Genomic DNA, 14,633 nt, shown 5'->3' with positions numbered 1-14,633 from the left:
GGCCGTGCCCCGGCTCAGCCCGCCGTCGCCGCCAGTCCCTCGCCGCTCTTTGCAGTGAGGGACAGGCCGCGGTGCTGCTGCTCGTACGTCACCGTGCCCCGCAGGACTTTGGCCACGGCCCGCTCCAGGGTCATCTCCGGGCCCGGGCACATCCTGCGCGTGGTGGCCAGCCGGCCGAAGGTGATCTCGGATCCGGAGATCTTCGCGGTGCCGCTGAAGCTGTTGCAGCCGAGGCTGCCGCGTACGAAGCCGTCCTCGCCGAAGACGAAGTGCGCCTTCTTCTCCGTGCCGGCGGGCAGCGAGGCCGCGGTGTCGCCCGTCACCAGGGACGTGACCGTCCATTCGGTGCCGACGAGCGGGGCGTCGGTCTGCCTGGTCAGGGCGATGGAATCACCGTTCGCCGCCGTCAGCGTGAGGTCCTTGTCCGCCCGCTTCAGCGTGAGCTTGCCGGAGAACGCCTTGGTCATCGCCTTCTCGAAGGCCTCCAGGTCCTTCGGGCAGCCGATGAGGGTCGTATCGGCCGGTTCGACGGTGATCGTGTCACCCTCGACGGCGACGTCGGCGCCGAAGTGGTTGCAGCCGAAGTTGCCTGTGGCCCTGCCCTTGGCGCCGATCTCGATATGGGCACCTTCGGGGGCTGCCGTCTTCTTCCCCTCGACGGTGACGCTCTCGACGGTCCAGTGGATGCCGGTGACGGGCACCTCGGGTCCTACGGAACCGCCCGCGCCGTCCGAGCCCGCACCGGACCCCGAGCCGGACTCCGAGCCACAGGCGGTGAGCGTGAGGACGGCGGTCACGGCGGCCGCGACAGGGACGATCAGCTTGGTTCGCATGTCGGTCTGACGGTACGGCTGAGACACCGGTTCCCTCCTCAGCCCAGCAGCGGGAGCAGCCCGGACAGATCGGCGCGCTCCCCGCTCGCGCTCACCTGCGCCGCGCCGAGCGCCTCGCCCCATTCCGTACGCCCCGTCGCCAGCCGGATCCAGGTCAGGGGGTCGGTCTCGACGACGTTCGGCGGGGTGCCACGCGTGTGCCTGGGCCCCTCGACACACTGCACCACTGCGTACGGGGGGATCCGCACCTCCACCGAGCCGCCGGGTGCCTTCACGGCGAGCGCGTCCGCGAGCAGCCGTACACAGGCGGCGACCGCCTGCCGGTCGTACGGGACGCCGAGACCGGTCGCGTCGTTCAAGTCGTCTGTATGGACGACGAGTTCGACGGTGCGGGTGACCAGGTAGTCGCCGAGCCGCATCGCGCCCGTCCGGGCCTCGACCAGCCGGTCGTCGGAGGTCGCCGCAAGGGTGTCGGCGAGCTCCGCCGCGGTGCGCTCGTACAGCGCGTGCAGGGCGTCGAGGTCCTGGGCCGCGTCGGCGATCGCGCGCGTGTCCTCGTCGATGGCACCGGCCCGCCCTGCCGTCATGGACGGCCAGTCCAGCAAGCCGACTTCCCGCTGCGCCGGCTCCGGCCGTTCGACGCTGCGGACAACGGAGCCGACCGCCAGCGCGAAGTGGGCGGCCAGCTCGCGGACGGTCCAGTCCCCGAGCCGGGTCGGCAGGGCGAGCTGCTCGGGGGTCAACGTCCGCACCGCCTCCCGCACATGCCCGAACTGCGCGAGCACGGCGGCGCGGATCTTGGCGGAGTCGTAGCTGCGGGTGCGTTTCCTGGCCGGTGGCATGGGGGGAGGCTAGCCTCCCCGGGAGCTTCGTCCGGGAGGTGCCTCATCCGCCTGGCAGGTCGTACGGACCCGGCGGAGGATGGGAGAGGGCGGGACACCAGCGATGAACCGGTTACGAAAGGCGTGAAACGATCATGGCTGAGCACCCGGACAGCGCCCTCGTGCGTCGCGGCTACGAAGCGTTCGGCAAAGGCGACTGGGACACCCTCGCGTCCATGATGACGGCGGACGTCGTCCACCACGTCCCCGGTGACAACCCGATCTCCGGGCACCACAAGGGCCGCGACAAGGTGCTGGAGCTGTACGGCAAGGTCGGCGAGCTGACCCATGGCACCTATCGGGCGGACCTCAGAACGGTCGCCGCCGACGGCCGCGGACACGTCATGGCCTTCCACCGGACCTTCGCCGAGCGCGGCGACCGCGGGATCGAGATGAACAACGGACTGTTCTTCACCATCGTCGGCGGCAAGATCACCGATGTCGACGAGTGCGTCCAGGACATCGACGAGTCGGACGCGTTCTGGAACGCGGTCGCCTGAGCCGAGCCGGGCCGGACGTACAGCGGCCCCGCTCCCACCCGGGGAACGGGGCCGCAGGCGTGTTCGCCGGGCGTCAGGCGAGCAGAGCCGGAATCGTTGCCGAGTGCGCGGTACGCAGCTCGTTCAGCGCAATGCCGAACGCGCCCTGCACCTCCACCGCGTCCCCGTCGACGACACCGATCCGCGTCGCCGGCAGCCCCCGCGCACCGCACATGTCGGTGAAGCGGAGTTCCTCGCTGCGCGGGACGGCGACGACCGCACGGCCCGCCGACTCGCTGAACAGGAAGGTGAAGGCGTCCAGGCCGTCGGGGACGACCAGGCGAGCACCCTTGCCGCCGCGCAGGCACGACTCGGTGACCGCCTGGATCAGGCCGCCGTCCGACAGGTCGTGCGCCGCGTCGATCATGCCGTCGCGGGAGGCGGAGATCAGGATCTCGCCGAGCAGCTTCTCCCGGTCCAGGTCGACCTTCGGCGGCAGACCGCCGAGGTGGTCGTGGATCACCTGTGACCAGGCCGAACCGCCGAACTCCTCGCGCGTGTCGCCCAGCAGGTAGAGCAGCTGGCCCTCCTCGGCGAACGCGATCGGCGTACGGCGCGTGACGTCGTCGATCACGCCGAGCACGGCCACGACCGGGGTCGGGTGGATCGCCGTCTCGCCCGTCTGGTTGTAGAGCGAGACATTGCCGCCGGTCACCGGCGTGCCGAGCGTCTGGCAGCCGTCCGCGAGACCGCGCGTGGCCTCGGCGAACTGCCACATGACGGCCGGGTCCTCGGGCGAGCCGAAGTTCAGGCAGTCCGAGATCGCCAGCGGCTTCGCACCCGACGCGGCGACGTTGCGGTACGCCTCGGCCAGCGCGAGCTGCGCGCCCGTGTACGGGTCGAGCTTCGCGTACCGGCCGTTGCCGTCCGTGGCGACCGCGACACCGAGGTTGGTGTCGGGGTCGATCCTGACCATGCCGGAGTCCTCGGGCTGGGCGAGCACGGTGTTGCCCTGCACGAAGCGGTCGTACTGGTCCGTGACCCACGCCTTGGAGGCCTGGTTCGGGGAGGCGACCAGCTTGAGGACCTGCTCGCGCAGCTCCTCGCTCGTGGCCGGGCGGGGCAGCTTGCCCGCGTCGTCGGCCTGCAGCGCGTCCTGCCACTCGGGGCGCGCGTACGGACGCTCGTACACCGGACCCTCGTGCGCGACGGTCCGCGGCGGTACGTCGACGATCTGCTCGCCGTGCCAGAAGATCTCCAGGCGCTCGCCGTCCGTCACCTCACCGATGACGGTGGCGATGACGTCCCACTTCTCGCAGATCTCCATGAAGCGGTCGGCGTACCGCGGCTCGACGATCGCGCACATGCGCTCCTGCGACTCGCTCATGAGGATCTCCTCGGGCGAGAGGGTCGCATCGCGCAGCGGGACGGTGTCGAGCTCGACCCGCATACCGCCGGAGCCGGCGGACGCCAGCTCGCTCGTGGCGCAGGACAGACCGGCGCCGCCGAGGTCCTGGATGCCCGCGACCAGCTGCTCCTTGAAGATCTCGAGCGTGCACTCGATGAGGAGCTTCTCCTGGAAGGGGTCACCGACCTGGACCGCGGGCCGCTTGGCAGGGCCGGTCGACTCGAAGGTCTCGGAGGCGAGGACCGAGACGCCGCCGATGCCATCGCCGCCGGTGCGGGCGCCGTAGAGGATCACCTTGTTGCCGGCGCCGGACGCCTTCGCCAGGTGGATGTCCTCGTGCTTCATGACGCCCACGCACAGCGCGTTGACCAGCGGGTTTCCCTGGTAGCAGGGGTCGAAGACGACCTCGCCGCCGATGTTCGGCAGGCCCAGGCAGTTGCCGTAGCCGCCGATGCCCGCGACGACGCCCGGCAGGACGCGCTGGGTGTCGGGGTGGTCGGCAGCGCCGAAGCGCAGCGGGTCCATCACGGCGACCGGGCGGGCGCCCATGGCGAGGATGTCGCGGACGATGCCGCCGACGCCGGTGGCCGCGCCCTGGTAGGGCTCGATGTAGCTGGGGTGGTTGTGCGACTCGACCTTGAAGGTGACCGCGTACCCCTGGCCGACGTCCACGACGCCCGCGTTCTCGCCGATGCCGACGAGGAGCGCGTCGTTCTCGGGGGCCTTCTCGCCGAACTGGCGCAGGTGGACCTTGCTGCTCTTGTACGAGCAGTGCTCGGACCACATGACGGAGTACATGGCGAGCTCGGCGCCGGTCGGGCGGCGGCCGAGGATCTCGCGGATGCGCGCGTACTCGTCCTCCTTGAGACCGAGCTCCTTCCAGGGCTGCTCGACCTCGGGCGTCTCGGTTGCGTGCTTGACGGTGTCCAGAGTCATGCGGCGACCAGCTTCTTGATGATCGAGGTGAAGAATCCGAGGCCGTCGGTGCCGCCGGTGCCGATCAGCGGCTCCACGGCGTGCTCGGGGTGCGGCATCAGGCCGACGACGTTGCCGGCGGCGTTGGTGATGCCGGCGATGTCGCGCAGCGAGCCGTTGGGGTTGCCGTCCAGGTAGCGGAAGGCGACCCGGCCCTCGGCCTCGAGCTCGTCGAGGACACGCTCGTCGGCGACGTAGCGGCCGTCCATGTTCTTCAGCGGAACGGAGATCTCCTGGCCCTGCTCGTAGTCGGAGGTCCAGGCCGTCCCCGCGTTCTCCACCCGCAGCTTCTGGTCGCGGCAGATGAAGTGCAGGTGGTTGTTGCGCAGCATCGCGCCTGGCAGCAGATGGGCCTCGGTGAGGATCTGGAAGCCGTTGCAGATGCCGAGGACCGGCAGTCCGGCCTTCGCCTGCTCGATGATCGTCCCCATCACCGGCGAGAAGCGGGAGATGGCGCCCGCCCGCAGATAGTCGCCGTAGGAGAAGCCGCCCGCGAGGACGACCGCGTCGACCTGCTTGAGGTCCTTGTCGCGGTGCCACAGCGAAACGGGCTCGGCGCCCGCGATGCGGACGGCGCGCAGGGCGTCCTGGTCGTCGAGCGTTCCAGGGAAGGTGACGACTCCAATGCGAGCGGTCACGACTCCACCTTTACGACGAAGTCCTCGATCACGGTGTTGGCGAGGAACGTTTCGGCCATCTCGTGGATGCGGGCGAGGGCGGCGTCGTCGACGGGCCCTTCCACCTCGAGTTCGAAGCGCTTTCCCTGACGTACGTCGGCGATCCCCGCGAAGCCCAGGCGGGGCAGTGCGCGCTGCACCGCCTGTCCCTGCGGGTCGAGGATCTCCGGCTTGAGCATGACGTCGACTACGACGCGTGCCACTGGCACTCCCGGTGGTGTGGTGCTGAAGGCGGTTCCCTCAGCGTACCCGCCCGGAAAATCTACGCGCATAGATATCCCGAGAGCCCCAGCGAAACCCCATGTGAAAATCCAGAGAAAAACCGCCCCGGCCCATTGCGGAAGACACGCTGATGCAATTGGCTGGGCTTCACAATGCGACGCCGACCGCTGTACAAAGGAATACAGCGGAAAGCAGCATTGCCCCGCATCAGCCGGAATACCGGTATCGCTGCATGTCAGCACCGAACGGGTCGCAATCCGGTTGCGATCCGACCGGCCCGGCACGGCGAAACCGCAGGAAAGGACCGATATCCGTGGCTCAGCGCGTAGTGGTCACGCTCTTCGACGACATCGACGGCGGAGAAGCGGCGGAAACGGTCACGTTCGGCCTGGACGGGAAGTCGTACGAGATCGACCTGAATCCCGCCAATGCAAAGAAACTGCGCAACGCCCTCGCGCCTTACGTGGCGGCGGGACGCAAGGCGTCCAGGCACGCGGGGAAGGCACGCAAGGAGTACCGGCACACCGCACTCGAGCCCGACCCGGCGGCCGTCCGCGCCTGGGCCCAGTCCAACAAGATGGACGTGCCGGCCCGCGGCCGGATCCCCAAGCGGGTCTACGAGGCGTTCCGCGAAGCGAGCTGAACACGCCCCGGAACACCGGCAGAAGAACCCGCGGGACCTCGCCCTGGTCAACGGAGTTGCACTGCACCCCCGCACGTGGGCTAGAGTCTGGATCACGCCGAGGGGCGAGGCCGGAAGGCCGGACCTCACGGAGCGTGCGGGTGTAGTTCAGTAGCAGAACAGCCCTCTTCCAGAGGGAAGGCGCAGTGTGCAATTCCTGTCACCCGCTCCGCACCGCGTACCAACCACCCCGGTGGATCAGGTACAGTGGTGAGCGCACCGCCCGGTGAGAGCCGAGCGGCAGCAATGCGGACGTGGCTCAGTTGGTAGAGCATCACCTTGCCAAGGTGAGGGTCGCGAGTTCGAATCTCGTCGTCCGCTCAGAGATTGAAGGCCCTGGTCATCACGACCAGGGCCTTCGTCATTCCCCCGCCCATGCACCGCCCCCGCACGGACATTTGTCATCTGCGGCGATAAGGCCGTGAGCGGAATCACTCCTTGCCTTGCGCGCGGCGAGTTCTGCCGGAGTGCCTGGCCGCGCCGAGGTGCTGCACGAGCGGCGCGCACCTGGTGGACGAGGTGCTGGACACCTGGGAGTTGGTGCGGCGACTCCGCCACGGCGGTACGACCGCGCTGCTCATCGCGCACTGCCTGGAGGGGGCCGGATCGCTCGCCGCCCGGCTGCCGATCACGCTGCGGGCAGAGCGGCGGGAGCAGCGGATCGGGATCCGCACGCACGACGTGCGGGGCGCGCTCGGTCAACTGCTGCGCCGGGCCGCGGAGTCCGGCGTACGGCTGGAGGGGCTCGACGCCGTTCGGCCTCGCTCGAAGAGGCCTTCTCGACATCACCGGGACGGCGCGGGCGGAAACGGTGGGTCGATCTCGTCGTCGCCGAGGCGGCCTCCGCCCGGGAGGAGGCGCTCGCGATGGTGCGGACCGGCGCACCGGCCCGATGTGGCGGTGCTGGATCTGCGGATACCGGGAGCCGACGGTGTGAATGAGGCCACATCGCCACACACCGAGCTGCCGGAGTGCCGGAGCACCGGAGCGCCGGACCATGATCGTGAACAGTCATGGCCGCCCGGGACATCTGAAGCGGGCCCTCGTGGCCGGGGTGCGTGGATTCGTCCAGAAGACCGTCAGCGCCCGGCGGCTCGCCGAGATCATCCGCACGGTCCACGCGGGAAACCCCGTTACGTGGACCCCGAATTCCGGCCGCGGACGCGATCTCCGCGGGCGACTCCCCGCTGACCGCGCGCGAGGCCGAGGTGCTGGAGCCGGCCGGGGACGGGGCACTCGTCGCGGAGATCACGCAGCGTGCCTCGCTGTCCCAGGGCACGGTCCGTGACCATGTCGTCGGCGGCCGCGAAGCTCGGCGCCGAGAACCGGCACGTCGTGGTGCGTCTCGCACGCGAGCGAGGTTGGGTATAGTGGTTCCCGCGCTACGGCGCATGCGGACGTGGCTCAGTTGGTAGAGCATCACCTTGCCAAGGTGAGGGTCGCGAGTTCGAATCTCGTCGTCCGCTCAGTGAAAGCCCCCCGGCCGGTCGGCCGGGGGGCTTTGTCGTGCTTACGACCAGCTGGTGCCGGTCAGCCGCTCGTACGCCTCCACGTACTTGGCGCGGGTCGCGTCCACGACCTCCTGCGGCAGCGGGGGCGGCGGCTGCTCGCTCCTGCGGTCCCAGCCGGAGGCCGGGGAGGTCAGCCAGTCGCGTACGTACTGCTTGTCGTACGAGGGCTGGGCGCGGCCGGGCTGCCACTGGTCGGCGGGCCAGAAGCGCGAGGAGTCCGGGGTCAGCACCTCGTCCGCGATGATCAGCTCCTCGCCGTCGAAGCCGAACTCGAACTTGGTGTCCGCGAGGATGATCCCGCGCTCACGGGCGATGTCCCGGCCGCGGCGGTAGACGGCGAGGGTCTTCTGGCGCAGCAGGGCAGCGGTCTCGGCGCCGACCTGGTGGGCGACTTCCTCGTACGGCACGTTCTCGTCGTGGTCGCCGACGGCCGCCTTGGTGGCGGGCGTGAAGATCGGGGCCGGGAGCTCGGAGCCGTCCACGAGGCCCTCGGGGAGGGCGAGGCCGCAGACCGTGCGGGACTTCTCGTACTCGGCGAGACCGGAGCCGGTGAGATAGCCACGGGCGACACACTCGACGGGCACCATGTCCAGGGCCTTGCAGACGAGCGTGCGGCCCGCCCAGGCGTCGGGGGCGCCGGCCGGGAGGTCCGTGGAGAGGACGTGGTTGGGGACGAGGTCCGCGAGGCGCTCGAACCACCAGAGGGACAGCTGGGTGAGAACCCGCCCCTTGTCGGGGATCTCGGTCGGCAGCACCCAGTCGTACGCGGACATGCGGTCGCTCGCGACCATCACGAGGTCACCGGCCTCGGTCTCGTACAGCTCGCGCACCTTGCCCGTGTGGAGGTGGGTCAGACCCGGAACCTGAAGCGGCTCGGGCTTTTCTACAAATCCGGACACGGTTCCTCCGCGTAGATTGATCCAGGAGCGCTTCAATTCTCCCGTACGGGACGCGGACCGGCGCGGACGGGGTCGTCGGCCGTGCCGACGGAGTTGCGATCGTGGCCGGCGGAGTCCTCAGCCGCGCTTGCAGATGCGGTCGAGGAGATTGGCCGTCGCCCGCTGGATGCGCGTGTCCACATGGCCGGGGCGGTCGAGGGCCGGGGACCAGGCGAAGGTGCCGGAGGCGAAGACGAGGGCGCCGGAAGGGGCGCGGTAGAGGGACGTCTCCTGGTGGCGGGTGACGCCGTCACTGTCCTGGTAGGGCGAGTGGGCGAGGAGGATGCGGCCCTCGTGCTCGGGGAGCGGGGTGCGCGGGAAGTAGCGGTCGGCCTCACCGGCGACCAGGCCCGGGATCTCGTCGCCGTCGTCCGCACCGGTCGCCTCCCAGAGCCAGTGCTCCGCGTTGCGCACCACCAGCGGGTGGGGCTCGGGGACCCGGCCCACGTACTGGATGCCGAGCAGCTGCTGCTCCGGTCGGTCGATCTCGCGCCAGAGCGCGGGGCGGCCGGGGCCGCGGCGTTTGCGGCAGGTGAGGAGACGGTCGGGGACGCCGGACGGGGACGGGCCGAGCTCGACCTGCCAGTACATGGTGTTGGCGGAGAGGAAGACGAGGGACGTGCCGTGCTCGCGGGCGAGCTCGGCGGTCCGGCGCATGGGCGCCGACCAGTACTCGTCGTGGCCCGGGAAGACCAGGCCCCGGTAGCGGGTGGGGTCGACCCGGCCGGCGTGCAGATCGCGGGTGTCGGCGTAGGCGACGTCGTAGCCGTACCGCTCGGCCCAGCGGATGAAGTCGTACGCGTGCCCGACGTGGAGGGGCAGGCCCGCACCCGCGTACGGACGGTCGAAGGAGACCGTGATCGCGGCGTCCTCCTCACCGAGGAGCCGGCCGTGCTCGTCCCAGGCGTGGTAGAGGCTGGCGCCGGTGCGGCCGTCCTCCGGATAGAGGTTGTACGCCTGCCAGGTGATGTCGGGGAGGAGCAGGAGCAGATCGGCGGGGTGACTGTCGCGGACGGTGAAGGGGATGTGCGAGCGGTACCCGTCGGCGGTGGTCAGGACGGCGACGTACGCCCCGATCGACCAGTAGGAGGGGATCTGCAGCCGCCAGGAGAGCCACCAGTGGTGGCAGGAGACCGTGCGCTCGGCGGTGAGCGGGGGCGGCTGGACGATGCCGGAGAGGCGGGGGCTGGTCGTGATCTTGGCGGCGCCGTCGCCGCCGTAGTGACCGATCCGGTAGACGTCGACGGAGAACTGCTGGGGCGGGTCGACCGTCACATGGAAGTCGATGGCCTCGCCGGGGGCGACGGCGCCGCTGGAGGCGAAGCCCTTGATCTGGCGCCGTACGTCGTCGGCGGTGCGGGGGCCCCGGGCGCTCTTGCCACGGTCGGGGTCCGCGTACCAGGGAACGACCTGGCCGGTGTCGTCGAAGTAGTGCTCGCTGCCGCGGAGCCAGGGCAGCGGGCCCTGGCCGAAGGGGTCACTGACGGCATGGGCGAGGGCGCCCGATTCCCACCGTCGGATCTGCTCCGCCCCCATGGCGCCCCTCCTTCGATTCCCCCGCGATCGCTGGTGATTGGTGATCAAGGCCGTTTGATGTAGCCGGTGAAAGCCGATGATGAAAGCGCCTGCTGTCAGCGCCTGTCCCCAGCACATCACATAACGCGCGCACTCCGTCACCGTTCGTCGCGAATTGACGTGAACGGAACGTGCTATTCCGCTCAGGTTCGGTCGTCAGACCAGGCGGACGGGCTTCTCGGAGCGGATTCCCACGGCCGTGAACCAGTCGCGCAGGGGCCCGGGATCGCCGTCCTCGACCAGGCTCAGCACGCGGCCGCCCAGATCCGCGCTGCGCTCGCCGCGGATGAGGAGGGCCGGGCCGTCGAGCCAGTCGAGTCCGGGCACAGCGCCCGCGGTGTCGACGGCCGCGCAGCAGACCATGGCGGTGACATGGTCGGCGAGCAGCTCGCGGCCGGTGCGGGGCGGCAGGAGCGGGAGGAGAGGGAGCGGGTCCGTGCCCCACATGGCCGCGGCGCCGCTCGCGGGATCGGCGGCCGGGGTGCCGCACCCCTTGAGGCCCGCGGCGCGCTCGCGCGCGGCCTCTTCGCGTGCCACCTCGGCACTGATCCCGGCGGCGAGCGCGGCGCAGGGGACGGCGGACGTGGGGAAACCGTCGGCGTCGTCGTCGATCTCCGCGTCATCGCCGATTCCGGCGTTTTCGACTGCGTCGGCGGATCCACCCGCGCCGGCGGATGCACCCGTGTCGGCGGATGCACCCGTGTCGGCGGCTGCGGCGGCCTCGGCCGCGAAGGCTTCGTGCGCCCCGGTGACGTGGCAGGCACCGAGGCCCCCGGGAGTGTCATCGGTGGCGCAGGCGGTGTCCGCCTCGTCAGTGCAGCCGGGACCCGCGCCGGAGAGGTAGTTCACGACCCGGGCGAGGGTCGGCCCGGCGGGCGCCGCGACGGGGCGGACTCCCATCGCGTCCAGGACACGGTGCAGTCGGGCCGCCTCGGTGCGCCACTTACGGTCCACGACCTCTTCCGGATACGCCTGCCAGTCCACTGGGGACCAGTCGGCGCCACCCTCGGCCGGGCCACCGTGGAAGAGGCGTGCGGCCAGCAGCGATGCGGCCTCGTCGACCGCGCCGGGCTCCTCCAGGAGATCGCAGGCGGGTCGCTCGCCGAGCCGGGACGCGAAGCCCTCCGCCAGCCGGTCGCGGCGGGAGAGCTCGGTCAGTGCGGAGACCACGCCGGCGTCGAGGCGGGACGGCCAGCGCCCCATCCGCCAGGCGGGGAGCGCGACCCGGGTCAGCAGGCGGTCCCAGCCGGCGTAGGCGAGCCCGACCTGCTCCTGGGCGACGATCCGCAGACCGTAGTCCACAGCCTGTGCACGCTCGGACGCGGCGGCGGCGACGCCCCGCTCCATCTCCGCGGCATGGCCGCGGCAGCTGCGCAGCAGGAGCTTGGCGATCGCACCGGCCAGGCCGAGCGCCGGGCCGCGTATCGAACCGAGCCCGGGCCCGGCGGCAGTTCCCACCGCGGCGTCCAGCCCGCGCACGAAACGGCGGGCGGCGGCTATGTCCGGGTGCGCGGACGGGCCCGTACCGGCGACGACCGGGGCGAGCACGGCTCTCAGCTCGGCCACCCGCATCCACCACAGGAAGGGCGAACCGATGACCAGCACGGGTGCGTCGGCGGAGCGGCGGACGCCGCCCGGTATCGCGCCGGAGTGGCGCGCGCCGGGGTGCGTGGGGGCCTGCTTCACATGGGTCGCCGGGTGCGAACGGTCCTCGAGCCAGCTGTCGCAGTCCGGCGTGAGGGCTATCGCGGAGGGCATGGGGACGTCCAGCCGGCCCGCGAGGTCCTCCACCAGCCGGTACAGATCCGGGGCCGCCTCTTCCGCCAGCTCCACGGTCGGACTGACGGCCGGCCTGGCCCGGGCTATCACCGCGGCAACGGCCGCAGCGACGAGCAGCACCACGACCGCGACGACCGTCACGACCCAGCGGGCCGTGCCCCAGCTTCCGCCGCCGATACGTCCCGTGGCCTCGCCGGCGAGCAGAACGACGGCGACGGCCGCGGGCAGCAGAGCCACGGCCAGCGCCCTGCTGCGGATGCGCAGCACGGCGAGGGCCCGGGAGCGCGCGGCCAGCGCACCCGCCTCCTCACCGATACCGGTTCCGGACACGGCCGGACTCACCCCCTCTGCCCTGCGGCGGTGTAGCTCACTCCCCCACTGTGGCACCCGCCCCTGACATCGCAATGCCGGTGGGCCAAGTGCCGGAACGCCTGCGCCGCACCCTAGTTGGGGCTTCGGCGGCCGTCATCCGGATGGGGCAGCCGTCACTCGATGGAATGGCTTTGGGCAAAGGTGATGACGGTCGTCCGGGTCGTGGGTTCAGGCCTGGATCAGGCCGTCGTTCAGGGCCCGGTTCAGGCCGTGGTTCAGGCCGTGGTTCAGGCCGTGGTTCAGGCCGTGGGCTCGGCTCCCGCGGCCTTGCGTGCGATGTCCGTACGGTGCTGCGAGCCGTCGAGCCGGATACGGCCGACTGCCGCGTAGGCACACTCGCGAGCCTGCGTCAGGTTCTTTCCGGTCGCGGTCACCGAGAGCACACGGCCGCCGGCGCTCACGATCGCGTCGCCTTCCTGCCTGGTCCCTGCGTGGAGGACGTACGCGTGCGGCGCGTCCTCCTCCGCGACCGTGTCGAGTCCCTCGATCGGGTCGCCGGTGCGCGGCGTACCGGGGTAGTTGTGCGAGGCGATGACGACGGTGACGGCGGCGTCGTCGCGCCAGTTCAGCGGGGGCTCGACGTCGAGCGTGCCGCGCGCCGCGTGGAGCAGGACGCTCGCGAGCGGGGTCTTGAGGCGGGCCAGGACCACCTGGGTCTCGGGGTCACCGAAACGGGCGTTGAACTCGATGACCCGTACGCCACGGCTCGTGATCGCCAGACCTGCGTAGAGGAGCCCGGCGAACGGGGTGCCGCGGCGGCGCAGCTCGTCCACGGTGGGCTGGAGCACGGTCGCCATGACCTCGTCGACGAGCTTGGGGTCGGCCCACGGGAGCGGCGAGTACGCGCCCATGCCGCCGGTGTTCGGCCCCTCGTCGTCATCCAGAGCGCGCTTGAAGTCCTGGGCGGGCTGGAGGGGGAGCACGGTCTCGCCGTCGGTGATGGCGAAGAGGGAGACCTCGGGGCCGTCGAGGTACTCCTCGATGACGACGCGGTCGCAGGCGAGCGCGTGCTCGCGGGCCTTCTCCAGGTCGGCGGTCACGACGACGCCCTTGCCGGCGGCGAGTCCGTCGTCCTTGACGACGTACGGGGGCCCGAAGGCGTCGAGGGCCTCGTCGATCTCCTCGGGGGTGGTGCACACGTACGAGCGGGCGGTGGGCACGTTCGCCGAGGCCATCACCTCCTTGGCGAAGGCCTTGGAGCCCTCCAGCTGCGCGGCCTCGCGGGACGGGCCGAAGCAGGCGATGCCCGCGGCCCGTACGGCGTCGGCGACACCGGCGACGAGGGGAGCCTCGGGGCCGACGACGACCAGGTCCGCTTCGAGCTCGGTGGCGAGCGCGGCCACGGCGGCGCCGTCGAGGGCGTCCACCGGGTGCAGCTCGGCCACCTCGGCGATTCCGGCGTTGCCGGGAGCGCAGTGCAGAGCGGTGACGTCGGGGTCGAGGGAGAGAGAGCGGCACAGGGCGTGTTCGCGGGCGCCGCCGCCGATGACGAGGACCTTCACGGCAGCCAGGGTAGCCCGCGCGGCGACGGCGACCTTGTGCGGGCCGCCGAAGCCGCCGCACCTACTCGTTCGTGTATTCCTCCACGACCGTGGCGCCGAGCTCCCGGACGATCAGGTCGTGGCCGGAGAGTGCGGAGTCCACAAGGTCCGGATCGTCCTCTTCCGGGATGTCGTCCTCGGGCGCGACGGGCTGCGGCTGAGGCTGTGCGTACCCCTGCGACGACTGCGGGACCGCGGCAGCGGGCACGGCCGATGCCGAGGCCGATGCAGCCGCGGCCTGAGGTGGCCGCGGTGCGCTTGCGGCGTGCGGGGGCTGGGAGGTGGGCGACTGCGGGGCGGGCGCGGACTGCGGCTGCGCCTGGGGCGCCGGGGCCGGGGCGGGGCGCGCCGCGGGGGCGGGGCCCTGCCGGCCGCCGTAGCTGCCGCCACCGCCGGGACCGGCCGGGGGCTGACCGGCACCACCCGACGGGTCGATGATCGCCTCGATCTTCCACTGGACGTTGAACTGCTCGGCGAGCGCCTGCTTGAGCACGTCCTCGCTGCCGCTGCTCGCGAAGTTGTCGCGGGCGCCGGCATTGATGAAGCCGAGTTGGAGGGTCGTGCCGTCGAAGCCGGCCACCTGCGCGTTCTGACTGAGCAGGATCCAGGTGAAACGGCGGCGGTTCTTGACCGCCTCCAGGATGTCGGGCCACATGTTCCGCACCTGGGCCGCGCCCTGGGCGGCTGCCGGCGCGGGGGCCTGGGCCGCTGGCTGCGCCGCGGGCGCCGCGGGTGCGGAGGGCGCGGGTGCGGGCGTCGC

At 71.3% G+C, this 14,633-nt stretch carries 11 protein-coding genes, 3 tRNA genes and 2 pseudogenes; 6 read left to right on the top strand and 10 right to left on the bottom strand.

Features of this window, described 5'->3' with window-relative positions; all coding sequences use genetic code 11:
- Nucleotides 1–14 precede the first annotated feature (14 nt).
- Both ACFV9O_RS24165 and ACFV9O_RS24160 read right to left on the bottom strand, forming a co-directional pair.
- Nucleotides 15–833 (bottom strand): META domain-containing protein, encoded by an 819-nt coding sequence (locus ACFV9O_RS24165; RefSeq protein ID WP_385421090.1) that lies wholly within the window; start codon nucleotides 831–833, stop codon nucleotides 15–17.
- Between the two features lie 38 nt (nucleotides 834–871).
- Nucleotides 872–1,675 carry a sterol carrier family protein gene (locus ACFV9O_RS24160; RefSeq protein WP_385421088.1) on the bottom strand — a complete coding sequence of 268 codons (804 nt, stop codon included), beginning with the start codon at nucleotides 1,673–1,675 and terminating at the stop codon, nucleotides 872–874.
- Between the two features lie 134 nt (nucleotides 1,676–1,809).
- On the opposite strand from ACFV9O_RS24160, the gene ACFV9O_RS24155 reads away from it, so the two are divergent.
- Nucleotides 1,810–2,214 carry a nuclear transport factor 2 family protein gene (locus ACFV9O_RS24155; RefSeq protein ID WP_385421087.1) on the top strand — a complete coding sequence of 135 codons (405 nt, stop codon included), beginning with the start codon at nucleotides 1,810–1,812 and terminating at the stop codon, nucleotides 2,212–2,214.
- 73 nt (nucleotides 2,215–2,287) lie between these two features.
- Here ACFV9O_RS24155 and purL read toward each other — a convergent pair whose 3' ends face one another.
- The 3 genes from purL to purS are packed head-to-tail and all read right to left on the bottom strand — an operon-like array spanning nucleotide 2,288 to nucleotide 5,456.
- Nucleotides 2,288–4,537, bottom strand: coding sequence for a phosphoribosylformylglycinamidine synthase subunit PurL (gene purL / locus ACFV9O_RS24150; protein WP_385421085.1), 2,250 nt, complete (start codon nucleotides 4,535–4,537; stop codon nucleotides 2,288–2,290).
- Nucleotides 4,534–5,214: a phosphoribosylformylglycinamidine synthase subunit PurQ gene (gene purQ / locus ACFV9O_RS24145; RefSeq protein ID WP_385421084.1), complete on the bottom strand. Its 681-nt coding sequence runs from the start codon at nucleotides 5,212–5,214 to the stop codon at nucleotides 4,534–4,536. Before purQ ends, purL begins: the two co-directional genes overlap by 4 nt.
- Nucleotides 5,211–5,456, bottom strand: coding sequence for a phosphoribosylformylglycinamidine synthase subunit PurS (gene purS / locus ACFV9O_RS24140; RefSeq protein WP_015035032.1), 246 nt, complete (start codon nucleotides 5,454–5,456; stop codon nucleotides 5,211–5,213). Before purS ends, purQ begins: the two co-directional genes overlap by 4 nt.
- Nucleotides 5,457–5,788: 332 nt before the next feature.
- Between purS and ACFV9O_RS24135 the strand changes: the two genes are divergently transcribed.
- The 5 genes and pseudogenes from ACFV9O_RS24135 to ACFV9O_RS24115 all read left to right on the top strand — a co-directional run bounded on the left by ACFV9O_RS24135 (nucleotide 5,789) and on the right by ACFV9O_RS24115 (nucleotide 7,623).
- On the top strand, nucleotides 5,789–6,118 hold the full coding sequence (locus ACFV9O_RS24135; protein WP_385421082.1) for an Lsr2 family protein: 330 nt from the start codon (nucleotides 5,789–5,791) through the stop codon (nucleotides 6,116–6,118).
- Nucleotides 6,119–6,254: 136 nt separating this feature from the next.
- Nucleotides 6,255–6,326, top strand: a tRNA-Gly gene (locus ACFV9O_RS24130).
- A 79-nt stretch (nucleotides 6,327–6,405) separates the two neighbouring features.
- Nucleotides 6,406–6,478, top strand: a tRNA-Gly gene (locus tag ACFV9O_RS24125).
- Nucleotides 6,479–6,978: 500 nt separating this feature from the next.
- Nucleotides 6,979–7,528, top strand: a pseudogene (locus tag ACFV9O_RS24120) (response regulator); the annotation flags it as partial.
- 22 nt (nucleotides 7,529–7,550) lie between these two features.
- Nucleotides 7,551–7,623, top strand: a tRNA-Gly gene (locus tag ACFV9O_RS24115).
- Between the two features lie 44 nt (nucleotides 7,624–7,667).
- Here ACFV9O_RS24115 and ACFV9O_RS24110 read toward each other — a convergent pair.
- The 5 genes and pseudogenes from ACFV9O_RS24110 to ACFV9O_RS24090 all read right to left on the bottom strand — a co-directional run.
- The gene (locus tag ACFV9O_RS24110; RefSeq protein WP_385421080.1) at nucleotides 7,668–8,567 is read right to left on the bottom strand and encodes a phosphoribosylaminoimidazolesuccinocarboxamide synthase; all 900 of its coding nucleotides are present in this window, start codon (nucleotides 8,565–8,567) and stop codon (nucleotides 7,668–7,670) included.
- A 117-nt stretch (nucleotides 8,568–8,684) separates the two neighbouring features.
- Complete coding sequence (locus ACFV9O_RS24105; protein WP_385421078.1) at nucleotides 8,685–10,142, bottom strand: N,N-dimethylformamidase beta subunit family domain-containing protein; 1,458 nt, start codon at nucleotides 10,140–10,142, stop codon at nucleotides 8,685–8,687.
- A gap of 195 nt (nucleotides 10,143–10,337) precedes the next feature.
- Complete coding sequence (locus tag ACFV9O_RS24100; RefSeq protein WP_385421076.1) at nucleotides 10,338–12,290, bottom strand: hypothetical protein; 1,953 nt, start codon at nucleotides 12,288–12,290, stop codon at nucleotides 10,338–10,340.
- Nucleotides 12,291–12,571: 281 nt separating this feature from the next.
- Nucleotides 12,572–13,834, bottom strand: coding sequence for a phosphoribosylamine--glycine ligase (purD, locus tag ACFV9O_RS24095; RefSeq protein WP_385421074.1), 1,263 nt, complete (start codon nucleotides 13,832–13,834; stop codon nucleotides 12,572–12,574).
- Between the two features lie 61 nt (nucleotides 13,835–13,895).
- Nucleotides 13,896–14,633: pseudogene (locus ACFV9O_RS24090) on the bottom strand (DNA polymerase III subunit gamma and tau); the annotation flags it as partial.

This window comes from Streptomyces sp. NPDC059909 (assembly GCF_042730885.1).
In the GTDB taxonomy this organism is placed as follows: Bacteria; Actinomycetota; Actinomycetes; order Streptomycetales; family Streptomycetaceae; genus Streptomyces.
This window is presented reverse-complemented; position numbering and strand designations above follow the sequence as displayed.